This is a genomic window from Shewanella sp. NKUCC01_JLK, from assembly GCF_019345615.1.
GTDB lineage: Bacteria > Pseudomonadota > Gammaproteobacteria > Enterobacterales > Shewanellaceae > Shewanella > Shewanella oncorhynchi.
In genome coordinates, this window is sequence record NZ_JAHKRD010000003.1 from 168,034 (window position 1) to 189,360 (window position 21,327).

Below are 21,327 nucleotides of genomic sequence, written 5' to 3' on the forward strand. Positions count from 1 at the left end.
TTACTGCTGAATTAGTGATAGGGGCTCGAAATCATCTTTAATCTCGATAATCTCTGGCGCAATAATTGGTCCAATTTCTGTGATAATGGCTCCCCAAGACCAACCCACTCCAAAGCCGCCGAGCATAACTTTTCTAGTTTTCTCAGAAAAAAATTCGCTTAATTGATGACAGATCGCTAAAGGCACCGAAGCACTAGAGGTATTACCAAAATCTTTCATATCAATTAAGTATTTGTCAACCGACATTTTTGCTTTTTTACGTAAGTGTTCCAAAATGAAATGGTTGGCTTGATGCATTACAACCATATCTAGATCATCTACTTCAAGTTGTGCTAGTGCGAGAGCATCTTTTACCAATTTAGGTACCACTTTTAAAGTGAAAGAAAATACTGCGGCACCATTTAAATACAGCCGTGACTCTTTGTAGAGCCTATCTTCCTCGTCGCTAGTGCGGGGCGATAACTCTGGCATTGTCGGATTTCGCCGACCTCCAGCTTTTACTGCAATGTGCTGCCCACCAGTACCATCTGTTCCAAAAACAGCATAAGAATCTGACCAGCTTTCATCATACTCGAGTGCTGTTGCGACTCCTGCATCACCAAATAAAGGAAGTGTTCCACGATCATCTGGTAGTAAATGACGGCTGGATGTATCACCGCATAACACCAAAGCACGCTTGCCATTTGAACTATTAAGTAACTGACTTGCTATCCATGTACCATAGACAAAACCAGAGCACCCTAAGCTAATATCTAAGCAAGCAGCTGATTGAGGTAATCCAAGCCTATGCTGCATGAGACATGCTGTTGCGGGAAGTGCATAATCAGAATCTTGAGACACATAGATCAGTACATCAACAGTTTCAGGTGGCCAATTGAGTCTTTGAAGTAAGGTTTCTGCTGCAGCAATACACATGTCTGATGCACATAAATGTGAAGGTAATATTCGTCGGCTATGTATGCCGGTGCTTAAATAAATTTTTTCAGCTTCTTCTTGGGTAAAAATACCAGGTGTTTCAACATAGGAGTGTCTGTGGGGAGGTACTGCAGCTTGCATTCCTGCAATTTTGACTGACTTTATCACTGCTTCCATAAATAGCCTTGTTGAAATTAATGATTAATATTGGTTTTAACTATAACATTGAATAATATAGCTTGAAAGTGTATTGCACTCCTCTGGAGTGCAATACACTTTCGCGAATTATAGTTGAAAATTTTAGGATAGAAGATGACTACAGTCCGAGTTAAAAATATCACTATATCTGGCATTGTGTCTGTTTTACCTGCATTGGAAAAAGTGAATGCAGATCTGTTATCAAGTGTTGGAGCACAAGAAATGGCTCGTATTGTTTCTTCAACAGGAATACATGCCAGGCGTATCGTGAATCCAGGACAAACAGCATTAGAGTTAGGAGCAAAGGCATGTAAGTCGCTTATAAGTACAATGCTGTGGGAGAGTGATGAGGTTGGATTGATCATTTTTGTTACTCAGACTCCAGATTACCCCTTACCAGGAAACGCAGTTCAACTGCAGTATTTACTCGGTTTAGACAAGAGTACTCTAGCTTTTGATGTCAATTTAGGATGTTCTGGTTTTATTTACGGCTTATGGCAAGTTTCCCAATTATTAGCTAGTTTGAACAGAAGTAAGGCAATATTAGTTGTTGGTGATACGACAAGTCAGCAATATAGTGAGTCAAACCGTACCGTTGCCCCTTTATTTGGTGATGCTGTTAGCGCCATAGCAATAGAGAAGAGTGAAGGTTGTGATGATATGGTCTTTTCATTAGGTAGTGATGGGTCTGGGGCTCCTTATTTGATTCAGCCTTTTGGTGGAGCTAAGAATCCTAATTCTCAGCTAGAACTTTTTATGGATGGAATGCAGGTTTTTGTATTTACCTTAAGAGAAGTTCCAAAGTCCATGCATGATTGTCTAGTTGAAAAGGGTTGGCAGATCAGTGATGTTGATTTTTGTATTATGCACCAAGCAAATGAAATGATGTTGAAACGTTTAGGGGATAAAATGGGATTTACAGATAAGCAATTAGTTATATCAATGGGTGAAGTTGGCAATACTAGCTCTGCATCAATTCCTCTAGCGCTTTGCTTAAGTCTCTCTAAAGATTTAACAAGAGTAAATAACAAGTTACTACTTTCAGGATTTGGAGTGGGTTGGTCTTGGGGGAGTGTTGCTTTGACTCTTGATAATTTAACTGTTTGTCATTTGCTGGATTTATCTATCGACGATTAACCGAGAATAAAGATCTAAAATGATTTAGATCTAGTCGTTTTTTAAAATAGATGGAATATCAAATTCCAAATAATCAGCAAGCGAAAGCCAATCGAAGCGTTCCTGAGCTGCTAACATTGCTGGAAAAAAAAGAGTCATTTCATTCTCTTTGATTGAATTGTTAAGCATTGGCTCTAACAGGTTAATACACTCTCGAAATTGTACCGATCCTTCAGCCTCTTTTCCTAACCGAAATTTATGTGCTGCTGAAATTAATAAGCTTATAAGTGGTTGGTTTTTTTGGTCTTTCATTGTGAAAAATCCTTGTATTGTGCACCATGTATTCTCGCCCCATTTAAACTTGATTGGTAAAACTTGATATTTTTTTTAAGTTTTATATATTTTTCAAGACTACGTAAATAACCCCTAAAGTTTAAATCTGTTGGTACTCTTTCGCCATGCCCGTTAATTAACCAATGTTTGGCATTTTTGATTTTTGGCCCTAAATGGCCATCAGGCCAAAACGCATGAGTTTTATTATTCGTATAGCAGAAGTCACAGCCAAAGAGTGATACTTGGTATGCTCCTAAATAAACAGCAAGATCGATTGCAGGATGGACTACACTACCATTAGTAAATAGTCTCAACTTAGGATATTTATTTGCTAGCTCATCATAGAGGTGACTAGTAGAGTATGCACTGTATTTTGCACCTTTCCATTGTTCGATTATCTGAGGATTGATCTTGGGGAAATAAACTAATATGACATTTTCCGTATGTTCCATCGGGAAATGATCTGGTCTAATATTAGGATCAATACTTAGAATTATGTCAGGTATTATATTATGTTGGAATAAAGCCTTAAATGCCGTATCTACAGCAATAATAAGTGGTTTTGAGAATTTAGATTTTTGAGTGAGCTCAAATAAATAGGGATAATGATCTTCAAGTGTTGGGCCAGATGCAATAACTACGCAGTTAGCATTATGATGAGTGTTTAACAGAAGTGATGCATCGGGGTCATTGAGTAAGTTTGGAATATTTGCATTTAATCTTGCTAACGAAACTTCATCAATATTATGTTTTTGATTCGCAAAATTACGGTTAAGCTCATAAACCAGTAAATCTCGAGTGATTGCATTCTCATTACTGGTTAATACTAAATCTGGTGTTATTCCAACATAGGGTAACACAAGCCTACTCTCGGCGCGTTCTTTTAAGTTAACATTCGGATGACTTAACCATTCGCTTTGATCTGTGTAACTGATGAGGAGGGCAAAAACGCTGAGATTTAAAATGCAAACATCAATTGAAAGATACTGTGGATTATCGATAAGTAAACTTGGTACATCTCCCATCCCGACACCGTAGACGGTTACGTGAGTTGCATCTGCAGGTAATGTACTGATAAAGAGCCGTGCTTCGGCGATGCGGTCATGACGGCTGCTGAGTTGAATACCATTAACACTGATAGTTTGATTGCGACCGTTGACAAGGTGGGCATCTAATTCATTGATGGTTTGGCTTTTGACCGCAGCGGCTACGATAGGCCAACGCTTAACGATAATATTGAGATTAGACGCAAACAGCTCGGTCATTCCGTTTCTCCGGAAGATTTCTGGGAGTTTGATATCACCAAGGTCACTATCTGGTCTCTCCACAGGGACTCGAACCCCGATCGGCCGCTTAGGAGGCGGCTGCTCTATCCTGTTGAGCTATGAAGAGACGACAGTGATTATACTGGTTTTATCTTTGATTAAAAGGCTTATGATTTAGTTGCTTAAATCTTAAGCGCTATGTCGTTTATCTGTACATTGTAGGCGGCATTTTGGTCTACAAGGATTGCGGTGGCGCTTTCTTCGCTTACTTGCTCAATTTTTACCGTTGCACGACTTTTGGTCGCGACGGCGCGCATTTCATTGAGTCTATCGGGTAAGTTTTGTTGTAATACTACTTGGAATTTATCACCGACACGAATGCCATGTTTACGGCCTAGATTTAATATAATCCTGTCTGCTTGTCGGCTAACGACTTGGCCAAGTAATGGCCTGCAATTAAGTGTGCTGTCTAAATCTCGGGTAGCTTGCAATATTAATTGAGTAATACTTTTTCCATAGGAGGAACGCCAGAATCTATTACTGTTGGGAGCAATGATAGCCTGTTCTTCAAATTCCCATGGGGCCGATGTGCTGTAGCTTTTGCTCCAGACCTCTTCGCCACTGATCCCATGATAGAGGCTGAGTTTGAATTGAAATTGCCTTAGCGGAGCTTCATCCCAAAATCCTAAGAAGGTGGGTTGTACAGGCTCTATCGATATATCAATGATCTGCGGTTGAAGAATATATTGGCTGTCGGTAATTTCACTGAGCCAGCTTGGGAGTCGATAACCGCGAATATCCACTAGGTCTTGTTCAATATCGAGTCGCTCGTTAGCATGGATGTGACTAAAGCCAGTTGAAGAGTAATCTTCTATAGTGTTCCCTAACGCCTCTGAAATGACCTCTTCAAAGCCTGAAAGTTGTCCATATCTAAGCTGAGAACGATCTTTTATTTGTGTTTGAGGTATTAAAATAGCGGCCTTTAATTGGCCATTAGGACACTGTTGTGTTGGATCATCATTTAGATCGAGGCGTAGGGATACATATATTTTATTTCCCTGAATTTGTTCACTTACGAGTTGGATGTTTATGGCTTGGGCGTTGCGATTTATCGCAAAGTTATTTTGTGTGAGGTTACCATTAGAGGTTTGTTGCTCGCTGGATATTTGAATACCTGTGCTTAATGTCGCATAGCTAACAGCTTGATTAATTGCTTCTTCCCTTGCTTGAGCTGTATTACCATTGATAATAGTTGCTTCTCCGCTGGCTTCTATCCATTCGGCTCTGGTGGGCAAAGAAAGTAGAAAAAGGCTCAAAATGATGAGCGAAGCTGAACCTGGTATGTGCATCAATTCAATCCTTATCGCTAAGCTAATGGCGATATTACCAATCGAGCCAGTTTTCTGACTCTTAATCTAATACGACAATAAAGCAAATTTCGTGCCTGAGTATGAGAACTTTTGATAAAGTTTCCATTGTTACAGTCGATATACTGTGTAATAGAAGAATATTGTCGGACTGAGGTTAATATTGGTCCGAAGATTGCTGTTTTTGTTACTCATTAAAAATTTGAAGCTTAGAAAGTGAGTCACTTGACTGCCAATGCACCCATAGATGAGGTAAATCCAATGCTAAAGCGTGTGATTATTCCCTTAACATTGATAATGTTAGGTGGATGTGTAGCTAAACCGGTTACGCCGCCCAAACCGAGTTTAGTGGATGGCAATGGGTTGCCGCCAACGGCAGTGATTAACCATTTAGCACAGCGAATAGTGACTGAGCTCGTTAAGCAAAATGATGCTTTGCGTTCTGATCAACCTATCGTAGTTGCAACACCAGTATTAGTGGGCGATTTGAATGGCACTAATGCGTTAGCGCAACAGTTACAGCAAGGGTTAATGACGTCGCTCCATAGCTTTCAGTTTAATGTGGTGGATTTAAACTTAGCTGATGGCTTGAGAGTCACATCTGACGGGGATTTTATTTTGACGAGAGATTGGCAAAAATTGTCGAAAGATCTTCCTGTTGAACATCTTGTCGTTTCGACTATGAGCGTAGTAACCAATGGTATGGCGATCAATACTCGGATTGTGAACATTAGTAACAATCGCGTGGTATCGGCATCTCAAACTTTTGTGACTCAAAAAGAGTTGGCAAACTACATGCAGCCTTCGGAGCAAATTGTGTCACAAAATGGCATCTTATATCGTCAGGCGAGTCCGGGCATGAATGAAGTACGTGTCTTAGGAGATGGAAAATGAAACACTACCTTTTATTACTTATCACGGGGCTAATGCTAACTGGCTGCGCTGCTAAAGATAGATATGTGCAATGGGAAGATGTGCCGCCGCCGAGTTTTCCTAAGTTAACGGCTATAGGATATGCGCCCTTAGCGACTCAACCGGCTAAAGAGCAATCACAAAGAGTGTTGATGGCTATGCAGGCATCAAAAATTGTAGCTTATCGTGAATTAGCGGAACAAGTTTATGGGCAGAAAATAACGGCAAACAGCAGTGTTAGTGATTGGATGTTGACGGACGATAATGTCAAAGCGTCAGTTTCTGGCGTGATCCGCGGCGCACGAGTCGTTAAGAGTTATCCAGCAGGCGAGCATTATGTGACTGAGTTAGAACTTGATTTTTCACAGGTTTGGGCGCTTTATCAACAACAGAACCGTCCACAACGAGTGAAGGAAGTGACGTATTTCTAGCGTTTTTGAGAGTATGTTCAACAGCATGTATTGAGCCGCGTATTTACGCGGCTTTTCTTTTTGTACAAGACATTAATATCTCATCAGAGCTTAGAAAATAGAATGCTAAGTGGGAGTGATGTGCTTGTTAGGCCTTTAAATCATTGCCTAAACTTGAGATAGTCGAGGTCTTGCCTTTATCGTTATAGGTGAGGCTGGAGGCGTTTCTGCTGGCTTGTAAAGCTTGAGCAAAGCGATTTAAACTCGCTAAATTCATCTCAATTAAACTGGCATTTTGTTCGTTTAATTCTTTGCATTCAGTCAATGCGTCTTTGATCTCGGCCATTTTATGCACGAGTTCGACTTGCTGAGTGAGTAGCGATTTATCACTGTGTTTTGCCAGAATATCATCATTAGTCTTTAGTTCTTTCAGACATTGCGATTTTTCGTTAGCAAGGGAAAGCAGTAAATCGGCGTTTTGGTCAACCAAAGCGCCTTTTTCCTTGAGTATGATTTGCTTAAGAACAGCCAAATGGGCGTGTTGTAGATCTACCAGTTTAGCTATTTCAGTCATAGTTACTCTTTATTTAAGTCATTAAGTTCGGCTTCAAAACTTGCAATATTGGCAGCCAACTTTTCAGGGTCAATTTTATAGCGACCTTCGGCAATAGCTTGTTTGATTTCGGCTACTTTCTTTTGATCAACTTCAGGAAGGCTAGCCATTTTAGTCTGAGCTCCTTGAAGTTGTTGTGCCTGGGCCGTAATGACCACTGAGTCGCTTCTTTGTGGTGTTGTCGATTTTGTAGCAACTTGAGCAGATTGATCGCTGCTCGTTTTCGTTGCGCCTGAACGAACTTGCGCAGTCGTTGCAGTGTTGAGTTTGCTAATATCAATTGCCATTTTAGGCTCCAGCGTCGTGTGTACGGGATTTCTTAACTGGGGTATCGGCAGCTTACAAAAAAGCTTTAGATTATTTTACATTCTTACTTCAACTTCGCCAATGCCTGTGACTATAGCATCTAGTTCTTTGTTTGAACTGCTATTTTTGACTCTGATCCGATCACCTTTATTGCCATCTTGTAGGGCTTCGCCCACTGTTTTGAGCTCGAATGAGCCAGAACGAACGTAGATAGATACCGAATCATTTTTACAAACGAAGCATAAGTTGTTGCTTAATATGGGATTATCTTTTGCTACTCGTCGTTTTACTCGCACGCCAGCCAATTTACTCGGGTCATCGAATTCGGCACCTCTCAAGCTATTTTGTTCAATGTAACGGACTTCTACTTGACTAGGAGAGATGAGTTCGCCTGGTGCTAAGATTTCGGTTGAGACAACAACGGGGAATAAGATATCCACCCGAACCGAGATATAGATTTGCCAAGGGTAAGCTAAGTCTTGTGTATCGCAGCTGACTTTTAAGGTGTTATTACGGCTAATTTCCCTATCGCTAGCCAGTTCTACTTTCATTGGAGATGAACATTGTGACGGCAGCATTCTTGCGTCAACCATCTGTGGCGAAATATTTACTTTGGCATTTTCTGGAACGGATATTTTTTCTGAAATAAGCGCTTTAGCTAATTCTGAGATTGCCGATACGGTGGGGACAATAGGCTCTGCACTCGCTAAAGCGGGCATGAAGAGGGGGAAAAGACTAAAAAAACAGACTAAATTTACTTTCATAATGAAGAGACTAGCTTGTAACGCCAGAATGCACCTATACTTTTATTAAGTTCGAAGCTGACCACTGTAATAATAATTTGCATCACTGTCAGAAGATTGACTCAGTTTCGACTATGTTTATCGATAGATAAGACGTAAGCAATTAATATGCCTATACTCAACTGAGTTATAGGGCCGAACATAAACAGAACAACAAGGCAGAGTTATGTCGAGTATTCTTGATTCAGTCAACAAACGAACCCAGCTCGTTGGACAAAACCGTTTAGAATTGCTGCTTTTTAAATTAAACGGTCGTCAACGGTTTGGGATTAACGTGTTTAAGGTGAAAGAAGTACTGCAGTGTCCACCACTGACCACTTTGCCTAAACTTAATCCTTATGTGAAGGGTGTTGCTCATATTCGTGGAACAACCATTTCAGTGATTGATTTGAGTGCGGCAACAGGGGGAAAACCTTTAGCGAGCACTGAAAACTGTTTCATCATTATTTCTGAATATAACCGTAGTGTTCAAGGCTTCTTGGTCAGTTCTGTTGAGCGGATCATCAACATGAATTGGGAAGCGATTATGCCTCCGCCGCAAGGTGCTGGCCGTTATTCCTATCTGACAGCGGTGACTGAAATTGAAGGTGAATTAGTTGAAATTCTCGATGTGGAAAAAATCTTAGATGAGATTTCACCGGTTAAAACGGCTATCAGTGAAGAAGCCAATGAAAAACTGACCCTCGACAGAACTCAGCATTATCATATTATGGTTATTGATGATTCTGCCGTGGCGCGTAAACAAATTATTCGTTCACTCGAGTCATTGAATTTACAAATTGATACCGCAAAAGATGGTCGCGAAGCATTAGACAAGCTTAAAGAGATCGCCAAAGAGATGGATAATGTGGCCGATGAGATCCCCCTCATCATCTCTGATATTGAGATGCCTGAAATGGATGGCTACACCCTGACCGCTGAAATCCGAGATGATCCTAAGCTTAAGCATATTAAAGTGGTACTGCATACTTCGTTAAGTGGTGTATTCAATCAGGCAATGGTTCAAAAAGTGGGGGCTAATGACTTTATCGCTAAGTTTAATCCCGACGAACTGGCTGCTGCTGTGAATAAGCATTTAAGTTTGTAATTGCTGTAGGTTAGTACCTAGATACGCTTTACGCTATAATCTCGACTTTATAACATGATGGTTTCGCACTGATTTTGGTGCTTGCTATAGGATTTAGGATGTGAATGTGCCAAATAAATCACTCGCTGAGGCTGAATATAATCAATTTAGGTTGTTCTTAGAGCAACACAGCGGCATCGTACTGGGTGAAAATAAGCAATATCTTGTGCGCAGTCGTCTTGCTCCTTTGATGGGCAAATATAACCTGCCATCCTTATCTGATGTGGTTAAGCATTCGATGAAGCCTACTGAGCGTGCGCTCAGAGCTGAAGTGATCGATGCTATGACGACCAATGAAACCCTTTGGTTCCGTGATCGTTATCCATTTGAGTTGTTGAATAATGTCCTACTACCTGAATACAGTCGTCTGGGGCGTCCGCTCAAAATTTGGTCTGCGGCTTGCTCGTCTGGCCAAGAACCATACTCATTGGCTATGACTATTCTTGAGTATCAACAGAAGAAGCCTGGTGCCTTGGCTGGTAGTGCTTCGATTCAAGCAACGGATCTATCTCCTTCGATGTTGGAACGCTGCAAAAATGCCGAGTACGATAGTTTGGCATTAGCGCGTGGTTTATCTGAAGAACGTAAGCGTCAGTTTTTTGATGCATTACCTTCAGGTAATATGAAGTTAAAGGATAATGTGAAGCGGTTGGTGAACTTTAGAGCGCATAATTTGCTTGAGAGTTATAGTCTGCTTGGCAAGTTCGACATTATCTTTTGCCGCAATGTGCTGATTTATTTTGCACCAGAGGCAAAGGCAAAAATTTTGCGGCAATTCGCTGCCGCTCTCAATCCCAAAGGGATTTTATTTCTCGGTGCATCAGAATCTATCGCTGGTTTAACGGACGAGTTTGATATGGTTCGTTGTAACCCTGGCATTTATTACCAGAAAAAGACTTAACTCAGCCGCTCTAAAGAAAATTACCGACAATTGTCGGTAATTTTTTACCCATCACTTGCTCATCCTTATTGTTATTCTCAAAATTTTCCTGATGTTGGCACATGAATTGCTTTATTTTCGTGAGAACACGAGGAGGCAATTTTATGGCGATCAATTTTGATAATGCACTGGGTGTGCATCAATACACTCTCGGTATTAGAGCGCAGCGGGCTGAAGTCATTTCAAGCAATATCGCTAACGCAGATACGCCACATTACAAAGCCCGCGATGTTGATTTTTCTGCGGCAATGCAGGCCGCTCGAGGCCAACAGCAGCGAAATAGTCTTGAAATGCAAGAGCCAGATAAGCATTTTGGGCTTGCGGAGTTGACTGGGCAATTTGTTAAGTTCCGTGTGCCAAATCAACCCGATACCGGTGATGGTAATACTGTTGATATCCAACAGGAACAATCGGCATTCATGCAAAATGCACTTGAATATCAAATGTCGCTAGGTTTTTTAGACAGTAAGTTTAGTGGCATGAAGAAAGCGTTGAGAGGGGATTAATCATGAGTTTATTTAGCATATTTGATGTTGCTGGCTCGGGAATGTCTGCTCAATCGGTCAGGCTAAATACCACCGCGAGCAACATAGCCAACGCGGATTCCGTTTCAAGTAGTGTAGATAAGACCTATCGTTCCCGTCATCCCATTTTTGAAGCCGAAATGGCTAAAGCCCAAAGTCAGCAACAAGCTTCTCAAGGCGTTGCGGTAAAAGGCATTGTAGAAAGTGATAAACCACTACTGAAAGAATATTCGCCCGATCATCCAATGGCGGATGCGGACGGCTTTATTTATAAACCGAATGTTAATGTCATGGAAGAAATGGCAGATATGATTTCTGCTTCGCGCTCATATCAAATGAATGTTCAAGTCGCTGAAGCAGCTAAGTCTATGCTGCAACAAACACTTGGGATGGGTAAATAACATGTGTTACTTAGGAGGTAAGCTGTGAGCCTCATTAATCAAATTAACCAAGCGTCGGCGCAGACGGCTCAAAATAAGAGTCAGCCAAATGCCGTTACGACGAATTCATCAACCAGCTCAACGGGTAATCCGTTTCTTGATGGCATACGTTTGCCAAAAGAGTCAATAGTACCGGAAGCAAAAAGCCAGCAGTTAACTCAAGATGACTTTTTCTCGTTATTAAGCCAACAGTTATCGATGCAAGATCCCTTTAAGCCCGTCGACAACGACCAAATGATTGCGCAGATGGCATCATTCTCGACGGTTGATGGTATTAGTAAGTTGAATAAAGAAATCGTTAATTTAAACGGTGTTATGACATCAAGCCAAGCATTACAGGCATCAGGACTTGTTGGTCGCAAGGTGTTGATCCCAACTGATACAGGTAACATTTCAGCTGAAAGCCCAACAATAAAAGGTGTGATTAGCACGCCAGCTAAAATTCCTGAAGTTACTGTACGTGTTGAGGATGAGAAAGGCCAAGTTGTGACCACCTTTAAAGTTGATGGCAGTAAGGGGGGCAATGTCGATGTTAACTGGGATGGCCTCGATAAAGATGGAAACCCTGTAACCGCAGGTAACTATACGATCAAGGCGAGTGGTTTAGTGGATGGAAAATCCCAAGAATTGCCAGTCTCGACCTATGCTCATGTGACCAGCGTTTCTCTCGGTACGGCCAGTACTGGCGCGATTCTTAACTTGAGAGGCGGTATGGGCATCAAGTTAACCGATGTGTTAGCTGTGTCTGAAACCTAAGTTTGCATAAAAGAATTTTTGCAGCATCCGAATTGGGCGCAAGTCGCTCATAAATGAATTGAGTCAAGTGTAGAGGTGAATTATGTCGTTTAACATTGCATTGAGTGGCATTTCTGCTGCGCAGAAAGATTTAAACACTACGGCGAATAACATTGCTAATGCGAACACCATTGGCTTTAAAGAATCCCGTGCTGAATTTGCGGATGTTTACGCTAATTCTATTTTTTCAAATGCTAAAACTGCTGTCGGTGGTGGTGTTGCTACGAGTCAAGTGGCACAGCAATTCCATCAAGGTAGTTTACAGTTGACGAATAACTCCCTTGATATGGCGATTAAAGGTGGTGGCTTTTTCGTTACTGCCTCTGAACTGGGTACATTAGACCACTCGTTTACCCGTGCAGGAGCATTTAAGGTCGATAAAAATAATTACATGGTTGATTCTGCTGGTAATTATTTGCAAACTTTCCCAGTGGATAAAGATGGGAACTCAACATCAGTGAGTTTAACGACGGCTAAGCCGGTACAAATACCAGACACTGCGGGTAGCCCTGTAAAGACTGAGAATGTTACTTTACAAATGAACTTAAATGCTAAGGAAAGTGCACTCGACCCTGCGGCATTCGATCCTCTAGATGCAAAAACCTACAATAACGTTACATCAATGACAATTTATGACTCACTCGGTGAGCCACATATTATGACCACTTATTTTGTTAAGCCCAAAGATGGTTCGTACAATGGTGAGAACAATTGGGTGGCTTACTATGCTGTTGATGGAAAACAAGTCGATCTAGCCGGTCCTGCTGGTACTTATCAAACAGATACCACCGGCGATGGTACACCTGATGCAACGGGCACGGCTCAAACTGCTGGTGGTTGGAAAGGCTCTGTACTCAAGTTCAATTCTGTTGGTGTCTACACTGGTAGTGATCCTGCTATAGTCAAGACTGAGGCTTTGGGCGTCAGTGGTGCGGGTGTTTTAGGGCCTGGTGCCGATGGTACTCAAGAGTTGACTGTGAAGTTTAATGCCCCAACGCAATATGCTGCTCCTTTTGGTGCAACTGAGTTGACGCAAGATGGTACGACTGTAGGTCGCTTAACTAACGTTGAAATCGGCGAAGATGGTTTAGTGACCGCGAGTTATTCTAATGGTTCAACCGTGCCTTTAGCACGGGTTGCTTTAGTTCGTTTTGCTAACGAACAAGGTTTAACGCAAGTGGGTAATACGTCGTGGAAAGCCAGTTTAGCTTCAGGTCCAGCGTTAGCGGGTGAGGCAAATAGTGGAACTTTTGGTAGCATCAGTTCATCGGCGTTAGAGCAATCGAACATCGATTTAACGACTGAACTGGTCGATTTAATTTCGGCGCAGCGTAACTTCCAAGCGAACTCTCGTACGCTTGAAGTGAATAACACGCTGCAACAAACCGTATTACAAATCCGCTAATCATTACTTTATTTAACTAAGTGTTGCCGCCAGTGGCAACACTTAGCCTTTATCCTGCCGTCAAATCACTTCATTTTCATATTTTTCAATTCTATCAGTAAATTAAACGTTATTTTTTGTTGGCATGATGCTTGCTTGGATATTGTCATGTAGAAAATTTGACGGAGCAGTCTGTGGACAAATTCCTTTATGTCGCCATGAGTGGCGCTAAGCAAAATATGAATGAGCTGGCACTCCGTGCGAACAACTTAGCCAATGCTAATACCGATGGTTTTAAATCAGATATGGCGCAGGCCAGATCGATGCAAGCCTTCGGTGAAGGGTTGCCTTCAAGGGTGTTTGCGATGACAGAATCTCCGTCAGCTAATTTTCGCTCTGGTCCGATAAAAACCACTGGACGGGATCTCGATGTTGCCATTAAAGGCGATGGCTGGTTTGCCGTTCAGGCGAAAGATGGCAGTGAAGCTTATACCCGTTCAGGTAGTCTCAGTTTCGATGCGACGGGCATGTTGTATAACGACAGAGGCAATCCCGTGATGGGGGACGCTGGCCCGATAGTGCTGCCATTACCTATTGATAAAGTGTCAATTTCACAGGATGGCATAGTGTCTGTTCGCCCTCAGGGGGCGACTGCTGAAGTGATAGAAGAAGTGGCTAGATTGAAGTTAGTTAATCCCGGCAATACGCAGATGATGCGTGGTGAAGATGGATTATTTCGACAAATGTCAGGCGAACCAGCACCAGCTGACCCTTTCGTCGCAGTTGAAAGTGGTGCCGTAGAGGGCAGTAACGTTAACCCTGTTGATGAAATGGTGTCTTTGATTGATCTTCAGCGCCAGTTTGAATTGCAAGTCAAGATGATGAAAACCGCGGAAGAGAATGATCGCGCTTCATCTTCATTAATGCGTATTAGTTAGGAGATAGATTATGCATCCGGCGTTATGGATTAGTAAAACTGGCTTAGACGCACAGCAAACTGATATTTCAGTGATTTCAAACAACGTAGCGAACGCTAGCACTGTGGGCTACAAAAAAAGCCGCGCAGTATTTGAAGATTTACTCTATCAAACAGTTAACCAAGCAGGTGGTGTTAGTGCATCTAACACTAAGCTACCCAACGGATTAAACATAGGTGCGGGTACGAAAGTCGTCGCCACTCAAAAAATGTTTACTCAGGGTAACATGCTGACGACGGATAACTCGCTGGATCTTATGATTGAAGGTCCTGGATTTTTTGAAATCCAGCTCCCTGATGGAACCACTGCTTATACTCGAAATGGTCAGTTTACCCTAGACGATACGGGTCAGATTGTGACGCCAGGTTCTGGCTATTTGCTACAACCCGCGATCACTATTCCTGATAATGCGACCAGTATTACCGTTTCAGCAGAGGGTGAAGTTTCAGTAAAAACGCCGGGTACCGCTGAGAACCAAGTCGTGGGTCAGTTGACTATGACGGATTTTATTAATCCATCGGGTCTAGATCCTATGGGACAAAACTTATATACGGAAACCGGTGCGAGCGGCACACCAATTCAAGGTACCGCTTCGTTAGATGGTATGGGTGCTATTCGTCAAGGCGCCTTAGAAACCTCTAACGTGAACGTGACCGAGGAACTGGTGAACCTTATCGAAAGTCAGCGCATTTACGAGATGAACTCAAAAGTGATTTCAGCGGTAGATCAGATGCTGTCTTATGTGACTCAGAATTTATAGAGGCAAACATCATGGCTAGATATCTTGTGTTGGCCGTCGCGTTATTGCTTGCAGCTTGTAGCTCGACGCAAAAGAAACCCCTTGCGGATGATCCCTTTTACGCGCCGGTATACCCAGAGGCACCGCCGACAAAAATTGCCGCAACTGGCTCTATTTATCAAGACAGCCAAGCATCTAGCTTGTATTCGGATATACGCGCCCACAAAGTCGGTGACATTATCACTATCGTATTGAAGGAATCGACTCAAGCTAAGAAGAGTGCAGGCAATCAGATCAAAAAAGGTTCAGACATGAGCTTAGATCCCATCTTTGCAGGTGGTAGTAATGTGTCCATTGGCGGAGTGCCAATTGATTTGCGTTACAAAGATAGCATGAACACTAAGCGTGAATCGGATGCGGATCAGAGCAATAGTCTAGATGGCAGCATCTCGGCAAACGTGATGCAAGTGCTAAACAACGGCAGCTTAGTGATCCGTGGCGAAAAATGGATTTCAATTAATAATGGTGATGAGTTTATTCGTGTCACTGGTCTCGTTCGCTCGCAGGACATTAAACCCGATAACACTGTCGATTCAACGCGAATGGCTAATGCCCGTATCCAATACAGTGGCACAGGCACTTTCGCAGATGCTCAAAAAGTGGGCTGGTTAAGCCAGTTCTTTATGAGCGACTGGTGGCCCTTCTAAGGAGTCGTATCATGAAATATAAACTGGTGTTAGCCGTTGCCATGCTAGTGTTTTCTCTACCTAGTCAGGCTGAACGAATTAAAGATATTGCCAATGTGCAAGGTGTGCGTAGTAACCAGTTGATTGGTTATGGCTTAGTGGTCGGTTTGCCGGGAACGGGGGAAAAAACCAGTTATACCGAGCAGACCTTTATGACTATGCTCAAAAACTTTGGGATTAATCTTCCTGACAACGTCAAACCAAAAATTAAAAACGTTGCAGTGGTAGCCGTACACGCGGATATGCCCGCCTTTATCAAACCTGGTCAAGATCTTGACGTGACGGTATCTAGCTTAGGTGAAGCCAAAAGCTTACGCGGTGGCACCTTATTACAGACCTTTTTGAAAGGGGTAGACGGTAATGTGTATGCGATTGCCCAAGGTAGTTTAGTGGTGAGTGGTTTTAGTGCCGATGGTTTAGATGGTTCAAAGGTGATTCAAAATACGCCAACTGTTGGTCGTATACCGAATGGCGCGATTGTTGAGCGTAGTGTAGCAACCCCATTTTCAACTGGCGATTATTTGACGTTTAACCTACGTCGTTCGGATTTCTCTACTGCGCAGCGCATGGCTGATGCGATCAATGATCTATTAGGTCCAGATATGGCGCGTCCTTTAGATGCGACGTCTGTTCAGGTAACGGCTCCACGTGATGTATCACAACGGGTCTCCTTTTTAGCAACGCTTGAAAACCTTGATGTTGTTCCCGCAGAGGAATCTGCCAAAGTGATCGTTAATTCACGTACTGGAACCATAGTGGTTGGGCAAAACGTACGCTTACTCCCTGCGGCGATTACCCATGGCGGCATGACTGTCACGATTGCGGAGGCGACACAGGTTTCGCAGCCTAACGCGTTGGCAAATGGTCAAACAACCGTCACGAGTAATAGTACGATCACAGCGACAGAAAGTGACCGCCGTATGTTTATGTTTAATCCAGGCACTACGCTGGATGAGCTGGTTAGAGCGGTTAACTTAGTCGGTGCAGCCCCTTCAGATGTGTTAGCAATACTTGAAGCATTAAAAGTGGCAGGAGCTTTGCATGGTGAACTTATCATCATCTAATTTCTGTCGGGAAAATCATGGAAAAGCTTTCAAGTTCATCACATTTTCTTGACCTGGGCGGGCTAGATTCACTCCGCGCCCAGGCTCAGAAAGATGAGAAGGGCGCCTTGAAAAAGGTTGCCCAACAATTTGAAGGTATTTTCGTGCAAATGCTGATGAAAAGTATGCGCGATGCCAATGCGGTTTTTCAGTCTGATAGTCCACTCAATAGCCAATACACTCAGTTTTACGAGCAGATGCGCGATCAGCAGCTATCGGTCGATTTATCTGACAAAGGTGTATTGGGCCTTGCCGATATGATGGTGCAGCAACTCTCTCCCGAAACAAGTCATTTCACGCCTGCATCGGTATTGCGTGACGATGGTGGCATGAAAATGCTCCACGACGATAAAGCGCTTAATGTGCCTATGCAGAGTTCAGCCGCTCCTGTGGTTGAACCCACAGTTGTAAATCATGGTGTGCCGGCTGCTATCGCTCGGCCTGTATTTGAACCGGATAGAGCTGAAGATGCCAATTCATCAATGGACATTGATGCGCCTAATCGTTCACTGGCTATCGATACGCCTAAGCCGAGCTGGAGTGAACAATCACTTTCAGTGGTAGAACCTGTGATTAGCGGCCAAGTTTTGCCGACGGCAGCATTTAGGGAAACCCAAAAGATTGTCAGGTTTGGTAGTCGAGAAGAATTTTTAGCGACCTTATATCCACATGCTGAAAAAGCCGCAAAAACATTAGGTACCCAACCAGAAGTATTATTGGCGCAATCAGCACTGGAAACTGGCTGGGGACAAAAAATCGTCCGCGGCAATAACGGTGCGCCGAGTCATAATCTATTCAACATTAAAGCTGATCGTCGTTGGTTAGGCGATAAGGCTAACGTCAGTACCCTAGAATTTGAGCACGGTGTTGCTGTTCAGCAAAAAGCTGACTTCCGAGTTTATAGTGATTTCGAGCATAGCTTTAACGATTTTGTGTCCTTCATTGCCGAAGGTGAACGTTATCAAGATGCGAAAAAAGTGGCCGCTTCCCCTACCCAATTCATCCGAGCTTTGCAGGATGCGGGTTATGCCACTGATCCTCGATACGCTGAAAAAGTGATTAAAGTGATGCAGTCGATCAGTGAAGAACTGAAATCAATTCTGCCAGGAGAAGACAAATGATGAATCTTACAACCCTGTTTGTTCATAGGAGTGTCAACTAATGGCCGTTGATCTACTGAATATAGCGCGAACTGGGGTGCTTGCCTCCCAGTCGCAACTGGGTGTTACCAGTAATAACATAGCTAACGCCAATACCGCTGGTTACCACAGACAAGTGGCAACCCAGTCGACTCTTGAATCGCAGCGTTTTGGTAGTAGTTTTTATGGCACAGGAACTTACGTTAATGACGTTAAGCGTATCTACAATGACTATGCCGCAAGAGAGTTACGCATTGGCCAAACAACGTTAAGTGCCGCCGAAGCCAGCTACGGTAAATTGAGTGAGCTAGATCAGCTGTTTTCACAGGTAGGTAAAGTTGTGCCACAAAGCTTGAATGACCTGTTTTCGGGGCTGAATAGTGTGGCTGATTTGCCTGCAGATTTGGGTATTCGGAGTTCGACCCTAACAAACGCACAGCAAGTTGCCAGCAGTCTTAATCAGATGCAGTCGTATTTGAATGGCCAGCTTAATCAGACCAATGACCAGATCACTGGTATGACTAAGCGTATCAATGAGATCAGTACAGAACTGGCAAATTTAAACCTAGAGTTAATGAAGTCGCCGAATCAGGATGCGCAGTTGCTTGATAAGCAAGATGCACTTGTTCAAGAGTTAAGCCAGTACGCTCAAGTGAATGTTATTCCATTAGAAAATGGTGCTAAGAGCGTAATGCTCGGTGGCTCAGTGATGTTGGTTTCTGGTGAAATTGCTATGACGATGGGAATCCAAGCGGGTGATCCATTTCCGAATGAGCTCCAATTGACTTCAAGTATTGGTTCGCAAAGTGTCACTGTTGATCCGAGTAAACTTGGCGGTCAGTTAGGGGCCATTTTTGATTATCGTGATCAAACGTTAATTCCCGCGGGTCATGAGCTCGATCAATTAGCCTTGGGCGTGGCTGATAACTTCAATAAAATGCAAGCACAAGGTATTGACCTCAATGGGCAAGTTGGTGCCAATATCTTCAAAGATATCAACGATCCTATGATGTCTTTGGGCCGTGCAGCAGGTTTTTCTGGTAATACAGGTAATGCAACGTTAGGCGTCACCATAGATGACACCAGTTTATTAACTGGTGGTGCCTACGAACTGTCATTTACCGCGCCTGCAACTTATGAGCTGAGAGATTCGAAAACGGGGGCAATTACGCCACTGACGTTAACTGGCTCGACTTTATCGGGTGGATCTGGATTTTCAATTGATATAAAAGCGGGCGCTATGGCGTCTGGCGATCGTTTTGCCATTCGCCCGACAGCAGGTGCTTCAAATGGCATTGAAGTGGTCATGAAAGACCCTAAAGGCATTGCCACCGCATCACCAAAGATTACTGCAGATGCCGCTAACTCGGGCAATACCCAAGTGAAGTTGACTCAAATTAGCAATCGTAATGCCGCAAATTTCCCTGTAACGGGCAGTGAGTTGACGATAAAGCTCGATACCACAGTTGTGCCTCCAACCTATGAAGCATTCGACGCCGCGGGAACATCCCTTGGGGCTGCAGCCCCTTATACGCCTCCGAGTATTAGCGCTTTTGGTTTTACCTTTGAAGTTGACAGCAAAGCGGCTGCAGGCAATGACAGATTTACCTTCGATTTATCCTTCGCAGAGGGGGATAACTCTAATGCTGTCGCTATGGCTAAGTTGAGCGAAAGTAAGGTGATGAATGGGGAAAAGTCGACCCTAGCTGATGTGTTCGAGAACACTAAGCTCGAGGTAGGCAGTAAAACGAAAGCGGCTGAAGTGCGTGTTGGTTCGGCAGAGGCCGTGTATCAACAAGCTTATGCGCGAGTTGAGAGTGAGTCGGGCGTGAACTTAGATGAAGAAGCGGCAAATTTAATGCGTTTTCAGCAAGCCTATCAAGCCTCTGCGCGGATCATGACGACTGCACAGCAGATTTTTGACACCTTATTATCCTCAGTGCGTTAGGAGATTTAACTATGCGATTATCATCCGCGCAGATTTTTAATCAAAGCATTACCAGTGTGCTGCAAAAGCAAACGGCGACCAGCAAAATTCTTGACCAATTGAGCAGTGGTAAGAAAGTCAATACTGCTGGTGATGATCCTGTGGCGTCACAGGGTATTGATAATCTGAATCAGAAAAATGCGCTAGTCGATCAGTTTATGAAAAATATTGACTATGCGACAAATCGTCTTGCTGTGGCAGAAAGTAAACTCGGTAGTGCTGAAGATTTAACTGGCTCTATGCGTGAGCAAGTTATGCGAGCGATAAACGGCACACTATCAGGAACTGAGCGGCAAATGATTGCCGAAGAGATGAAAGGCAGCTTAGAAGAATTGCTCTCTATTGCCAATAGTAAGGATGAATCTGGCAATTATATGTTCTCTGGTTTCAGTACCGATAAAGAACCTTTTGCTTTTGATAACTCGACGCCGCCTAAAATAGTGTATAGCGGCGACTCTGGCGTCAAAAATAGTTTAGTACAAACGGGTGTTGCCATGGGGACAAACATCCCTGGCGATAGCGCGTTTATGAAAGCACCCAATGGACTTGGTGATTATAGCGTCAATTATTTGGCCAGCCAGCAGGGGGAGTTTAGCGTTAAAACAGCAAAAATTGCTGATGCTGCAACTTATGTTGCTGATACATATACATTTAACTTCACTGATAATGGCGCCGGCGGTACTAACTTGCAAGTGCTCGATTCTGCAAGTAATCCCGTCGCAAACGTAGTTAACTTCGATGCCACTAATCCCGTTAGTTTTAATGGTATAGAAGTTAAAATTGATGGAAAACCCAGCGCTGGCGATACTTTCACCATGGAGCCGCAGGCCGAAGTCAGTATTTTCGATACGATCAGCAGTGCGATTGCATTAATTGAAGACCCTAATTCTGCCAACACTCCCCAAGGTCGAGCTCAGTTGGCACAGATATTGAATAACATCGATAGTGGCGTCAATCAAATTAGTTCTGCCAGAAGTGTGGCGGGGAATAATCTGAAAGTTGTCGAAAGTTACAAAGAGACTCATACCGAGGAGAAAGTGGTGAACTCATCAGCGCTATCACTCTTGGAAGATCTCGATTATGCATCAGCGATTACGGAATTTGAAAAGCAACAGCTTGCATTGAACGCAGTCTCTAGCGTGTTTAGTAAGGTGGGTTCTGTTTCCCTGTTCGACTTTATTTAACAGAA

General features: G+C 43.2%; 23 protein-coding genes and 1 tRNA gene. 16 read left to right on the forward strand and 8 right to left on the reverse strand.

Features of this window, described 5'->3' with window-relative positions; genetic code table 11:
• The gene (locus KO537_RS04705) at positions 1-1,092 is read right to left on the reverse strand and encodes a ketoacyl-ACP synthase III (protein ID WP_173243758.1); all 1,092 of its coding nucleotides are present in this window, start codon (positions 1,090-1,092) and stop codon (positions 1-3) included.
• A gap of 135 nt (positions 1,093-1,227) precedes the next feature.
• On the opposite strand from KO537_RS04705, the gene KO537_RS04710 reads away from it, so the two are divergent.
• Positions 1,228-2,250, forward strand: a complete 1,023-nt coding sequence (locus tag KO537_RS04710; RefSeq protein WP_173243762.1) for a ketoacyl-ACP synthase III — start codon at positions 1,228-1,230, stop codon at positions 2,248-2,250.
• A 30-nt stretch (positions 2,251-2,280) separates the two neighbouring features.
• Here the strand turns inward: KO537_RS04710 and KO537_RS04715 are convergent, their stop codons facing one another.
• The 4 genes from KO537_RS04715 to KO537_RS04730 all read right to left on the reverse strand — a co-directional run bounded on the left by KO537_RS04715 (position 2,281) and on the right by KO537_RS04730 (position 5,176).
• Complete coding sequence (locus KO537_RS04715) at positions 2,281-2,541, reverse strand: hypothetical protein (protein WP_173243765.1); 261 nt, start codon at positions 2,539-2,541, stop codon at positions 2,281-2,283.
• Positions 2,538-3,827 carry a 6-hydroxymethylpterin diphosphokinase MptE-like protein gene (locus KO537_RS04720; RefSeq protein ID WP_173243768.1) on the reverse strand — a complete coding sequence of 430 codons (1,290 nt, stop codon included), beginning with the start codon at positions 3,825-3,827 and terminating at the stop codon, positions 2,538-2,540. The genes KO537_RS04715 and KO537_RS04720 overlap by 4 nt, the downstream gene beginning before the upstream one ends.
• A 51-nt stretch (positions 3,828-3,878) precedes the next feature.
• Positions 3,879-3,954: transfer RNA gene (locus KO537_RS04725), tRNA-Arg, on the reverse strand.
• Between the two features lie 55 nt (positions 3,955-4,009).
• On the reverse strand, positions 4,010-5,176 hold the full coding sequence (locus tag KO537_RS04730) for a flagellar assembly protein FlgT (protein WP_219233957.1): 1,167 nt from the start codon (positions 5,174-5,176) through the stop codon (positions 4,010-4,012).
• 279 nt (positions 5,177-5,455) lie between these two features.
• Between KO537_RS04730 and KO537_RS04735 the strand changes: the two genes are divergently transcribed.
• Both KO537_RS04735 and KO537_RS04740 read left to right on the forward strand, forming a co-directional pair.
• Positions 5,456-6,088, forward strand: a complete 633-nt coding sequence (locus tag KO537_RS04735; protein ID WP_028761216.1) for a FlgO family outer membrane protein — start codon at positions 5,456-5,458, stop codon at positions 6,086-6,088.
• Positions 6,085-6,537, forward strand: a complete 453-nt coding sequence (locus KO537_RS04740) for an LPP20 family lipoprotein (protein WP_198572634.1) — start codon at positions 6,085-6,087, stop codon at positions 6,535-6,537. The genes KO537_RS04735 and KO537_RS04740 overlap by 4 nt, the downstream gene beginning before the upstream one ends.
• Positions 6,538-6,664: 127 nt before the next feature.
• Here KO537_RS04740 and KO537_RS04745 read toward each other — a convergent pair whose 3' ends face one another.
• The 3 genes from KO537_RS04745 to flgA all read right to left on the reverse strand — a co-directional run bounded on the left by KO537_RS04745 (position 6,665) and on the right by flgA (position 8,199).
• On the reverse strand, positions 6,665-7,090 hold the full coding sequence (locus tag KO537_RS04745; protein WP_131523073.1) for a flagellar protein FlgN: 426 nt from the start codon (positions 7,088-7,090) through the stop codon (positions 6,665-6,667).
• A 2-nt stretch (positions 7,091-7,092) separates the two neighbouring features.
• Positions 7,093-7,416 carry a flagellar biosynthesis anti-sigma factor FlgM gene (flgM, locus tag KO537_RS04750; RefSeq protein WP_107948432.1) on the reverse strand — a complete coding sequence of 108 codons (324 nt, stop codon included), beginning with the start codon at positions 7,414-7,416 and terminating at the stop codon, positions 7,093-7,095.
• 75 nt (positions 7,417-7,491) lie between these two features.
• Entirely contained in the window at positions 7,492-8,199 is a 708-nt protein-coding gene (gene flgA / locus KO537_RS04755; protein WP_219233958.1) for a flagellar basal body P-ring formation chaperone FlgA, read from the reverse strand.
• A gap of 205 nt (positions 8,200-8,404) precedes the next feature.
• Here flgA and KO537_RS04760 point away from each other — a divergent pair, with 205 nt between their 5' ends.
• From KO537_RS04760 to flgL, 13 genes are all read left to right on the forward strand, one after another.
• Entirely contained in the window at positions 8,405-9,325 is a 921-nt protein-coding gene (locus KO537_RS04760; RefSeq protein ID WP_028761211.1) for a chemotaxis protein CheV, read from the forward strand.
• A gap of 100 nt (positions 9,326-9,425) precedes the next feature.
• The gene (locus KO537_RS04765) at positions 9,426-10,265 is read left to right on the forward strand and encodes a protein-glutamate O-methyltransferase CheR (protein WP_168824478.1); all 840 of its coding nucleotides are present in this window, start codon (positions 9,426-9,428) and stop codon (positions 10,263-10,265) included.
• 143 nt (positions 10,266-10,408) lie between these two features.
• Positions 10,409-10,810 carry a flagellar basal body rod protein FlgB gene (gene flgB, locus KO537_RS04770; RefSeq protein WP_028761209.1) on the forward strand — a complete coding sequence of 134 codons (402 nt, stop codon included), beginning with the start codon at positions 10,409-10,411 and terminating at the stop codon, positions 10,808-10,810.
• A 2-nt stretch (positions 10,811-10,812) separates the two neighbouring features.
• Positions 10,813-11,229 (forward strand): flagellar basal body rod protein FlgC, encoded by a 417-nt coding sequence (flgC, locus tag KO537_RS04775; protein WP_006085646.1) that lies wholly within the window; start codon positions 10,813-10,815, stop codon positions 11,227-11,229.
• A gap of 24 nt (positions 11,230-11,253) precedes the next feature.
• Entirely contained in the window at positions 11,254-12,024 is a 771-nt protein-coding gene (gene flgD / locus KO537_RS04780) for a flagellar hook assembly protein FlgD (protein ID WP_028761208.1), read from the forward strand.
• Positions 12,025-12,106: 82 nt separating this feature from the next.
• The gene (gene flgE / locus KO537_RS04785) at positions 12,107-13,468 is read left to right on the forward strand and encodes a flagellar hook protein FlgE (RefSeq protein WP_028761207.1); all 1,362 of its coding nucleotides are present in this window, start codon (positions 12,107-12,109) and stop codon (positions 13,466-13,468) included.
• Positions 13,469-13,641: 173 nt separating this feature from the next.
• Positions 13,642-14,385 carry a flagellar basal-body rod protein FlgF gene (gene flgF, locus KO537_RS04790; protein WP_173243780.1) on the forward strand — a complete coding sequence of 248 codons (744 nt, stop codon included), beginning with the start codon at positions 13,642-13,644 and terminating at the stop codon, positions 14,383-14,385.
• Between the two features lie 10 nt (positions 14,386-14,395).
• Positions 14,396-15,184 carry a flagellar basal-body rod protein FlgG gene (flgG, locus tag KO537_RS04795; protein ID WP_028761205.1) on the forward strand — a complete coding sequence of 263 codons (789 nt, stop codon included), beginning with the start codon at positions 14,396-14,398 and terminating at the stop codon, positions 15,182-15,184.
• Positions 15,185-15,195: 11 nt separating this feature from the next.
• Positions 15,196-15,870, forward strand: coding sequence for a flagellar basal body L-ring protein FlgH (gene flgH, locus KO537_RS04800; RefSeq protein ID WP_028761204.1), 675 nt, complete (start codon positions 15,196-15,198; stop codon positions 15,868-15,870).
• Positions 15,871-15,881: 11 nt separating this feature from the next.
• On the forward strand, positions 15,882-16,973 hold the full coding sequence (locus KO537_RS04805) for a flagellar basal body P-ring protein FlgI (RefSeq protein ID WP_028761203.1): 1,092 nt from the start codon (positions 15,882-15,884) through the stop codon (positions 16,971-16,973).
• A gap of 17 nt (positions 16,974-16,990) precedes the next feature.
• The gene (flgJ, locus tag KO537_RS04810) at positions 16,991-18,133 is read left to right on the forward strand and encodes a flagellar assembly peptidoglycan hydrolase FlgJ (protein ID WP_028761202.1); all 1,143 of its coding nucleotides are present in this window, start codon (positions 16,991-16,993) and stop codon (positions 18,131-18,133) included.
• 40 nt (positions 18,134-18,173) lie between these two features.
• A complete protein-coding gene (gene flgK / locus KO537_RS04815; protein WP_219233959.1) occupies positions 18,174-20,099 on the forward strand; it encodes a flagellar hook-associated protein FlgK in 1,926 nt (641 codons plus the stop codon).
• 11 nt (positions 20,100-20,110) lie between these two features.
• On the forward strand, positions 20,111-21,322 hold the full coding sequence (gene flgL / locus KO537_RS04820; protein ID WP_105251932.1) for a flagellar hook-associated protein FlgL: 1,212 nt from the start codon (positions 20,111-20,113) through the stop codon (positions 21,320-21,322).
• Positions 21,323-21,327 lie beyond the last annotated feature (5 nt).

What these genes read in the sequence shown, in the direction of transcription:
- KO537_RS04705 (WP_173243758.1), bottom strand. Translation starts at nt 1,092, where the DNA reads ATGGAAGCAGTGATAAAGTCAGTCAAAATTGCAGGAATGCAAGCTGCA.
- KO537_RS04710 (WP_173243762.1), top strand. Translation starts at nt 1,228, where the DNA reads ATGACTACAGTCCGAGTTAAAAATATCACTATATCTGGCATTGTGTCT.
- KO537_RS04715 (WP_173243765.1), bottom strand. Translation starts at nt 2,541, where the DNA reads ATGAAAGACCAAAAAAACCAACCACTTATAAGCTTATTAATTTCAGCA.
- KO537_RS04720 (WP_173243768.1), bottom strand. Translation starts at nt 3,827, where the DNA reads ATGACCGAGCTGTTTGCGTCTAATCTCAATATTATCGTTAAGCGTTGG.
- KO537_RS04730 (WP_219233957.1), bottom strand. Translation starts at nt 5,176, where the DNA reads ATGCACATACCAGGTTCAGCTTCGCTCATCATTTTGAGCCTTTTTCTA.
- KO537_RS04735 (WP_028761216.1), top strand. Translation starts at nt 5,456, where the DNA reads ATGCTAAAGCGTGTGATTATTCCCTTAACATTGATAATGTTAGGTGGA.
- KO537_RS04740 (WP_198572634.1), top strand. Translation starts at nt 6,085, where the DNA reads ATGAAACACTACCTTTTATTACTTATCACGGGGCTAATGCTAACTGGC.
- KO537_RS04745 (WP_131523073.1), bottom strand. Translation starts at nt 7,090, where the DNA reads ATGACTGAAATAGCTAAACTGGTAGATCTACAACACGCCCATTTGGCT.
- flgM (WP_107948432.1), bottom strand. Translation starts at nt 7,416, where the DNA reads ATGGCAATTGATATTAGCAAACTCAACACTGCAACGACTGCGCAAGTT.
- flgA (WP_219233958.1), bottom strand. Translation starts at nt 8,199, where the DNA reads ATGAAAGTAAATTTAGTCTGTTTTTTTAGTCTTTTCCCCCTCTTCATG.
- KO537_RS04760 (WP_028761211.1), top strand. Translation starts at nt 8,405, where the DNA reads ATGTCGAGTATTCTTGATTCAGTCAACAAACGAACCCAGCTCGTTGGA.
- flgB (WP_028761209.1), top strand. Translation starts at nt 10,409, where the DNA reads ATGGCGATCAATTTTGATAATGCACTGGGTGTGCATCAATACACTCTC.
- flgC (WP_006085646.1), top strand. Translation starts at nt 10,813, where the DNA reads ATGAGTTTATTTAGCATATTTGATGTTGCTGGCTCGGGAATGTCTGCT.
- flgE (WP_028761207.1), top strand. Translation starts at nt 12,107, where the DNA reads ATGTCGTTTAACATTGCATTGAGTGGCATTTCTGCTGCGCAGAAAGAT.
- flgG (WP_028761205.1), top strand. Translation starts at nt 14,396, where the DNA reads ATGCATCCGGCGTTATGGATTAGTAAAACTGGCTTAGACGCACAGCAA.
- flgH (WP_028761204.1), top strand. Translation starts at nt 15,196, where the DNA reads ATGGCTAGATATCTTGTGTTGGCCGTCGCGTTATTGCTTGCAGCTTGT.
- KO537_RS04805 (WP_028761203.1), top strand. Translation starts at nt 15,882, where the DNA reads ATGAAATATAAACTGGTGTTAGCCGTTGCCATGCTAGTGTTTTCTCTA.
- flgJ (WP_028761202.1), top strand. Translation starts at nt 16,991, where the DNA reads ATGGAAAAGCTTTCAAGTTCATCACATTTTCTTGACCTGGGCGGGCTA.
- flgK (WP_219233959.1), top strand. Translation starts at nt 18,174, where the DNA reads ATGGCCGTTGATCTACTGAATATAGCGCGAACTGGGGTGCTTGCCTCC.
- flgL (WP_105251932.1), top strand. Translation starts at nt 20,111, where the DNA reads ATGCGATTATCATCCGCGCAGATTTTTAATCAAAGCATTACCAGTGTG.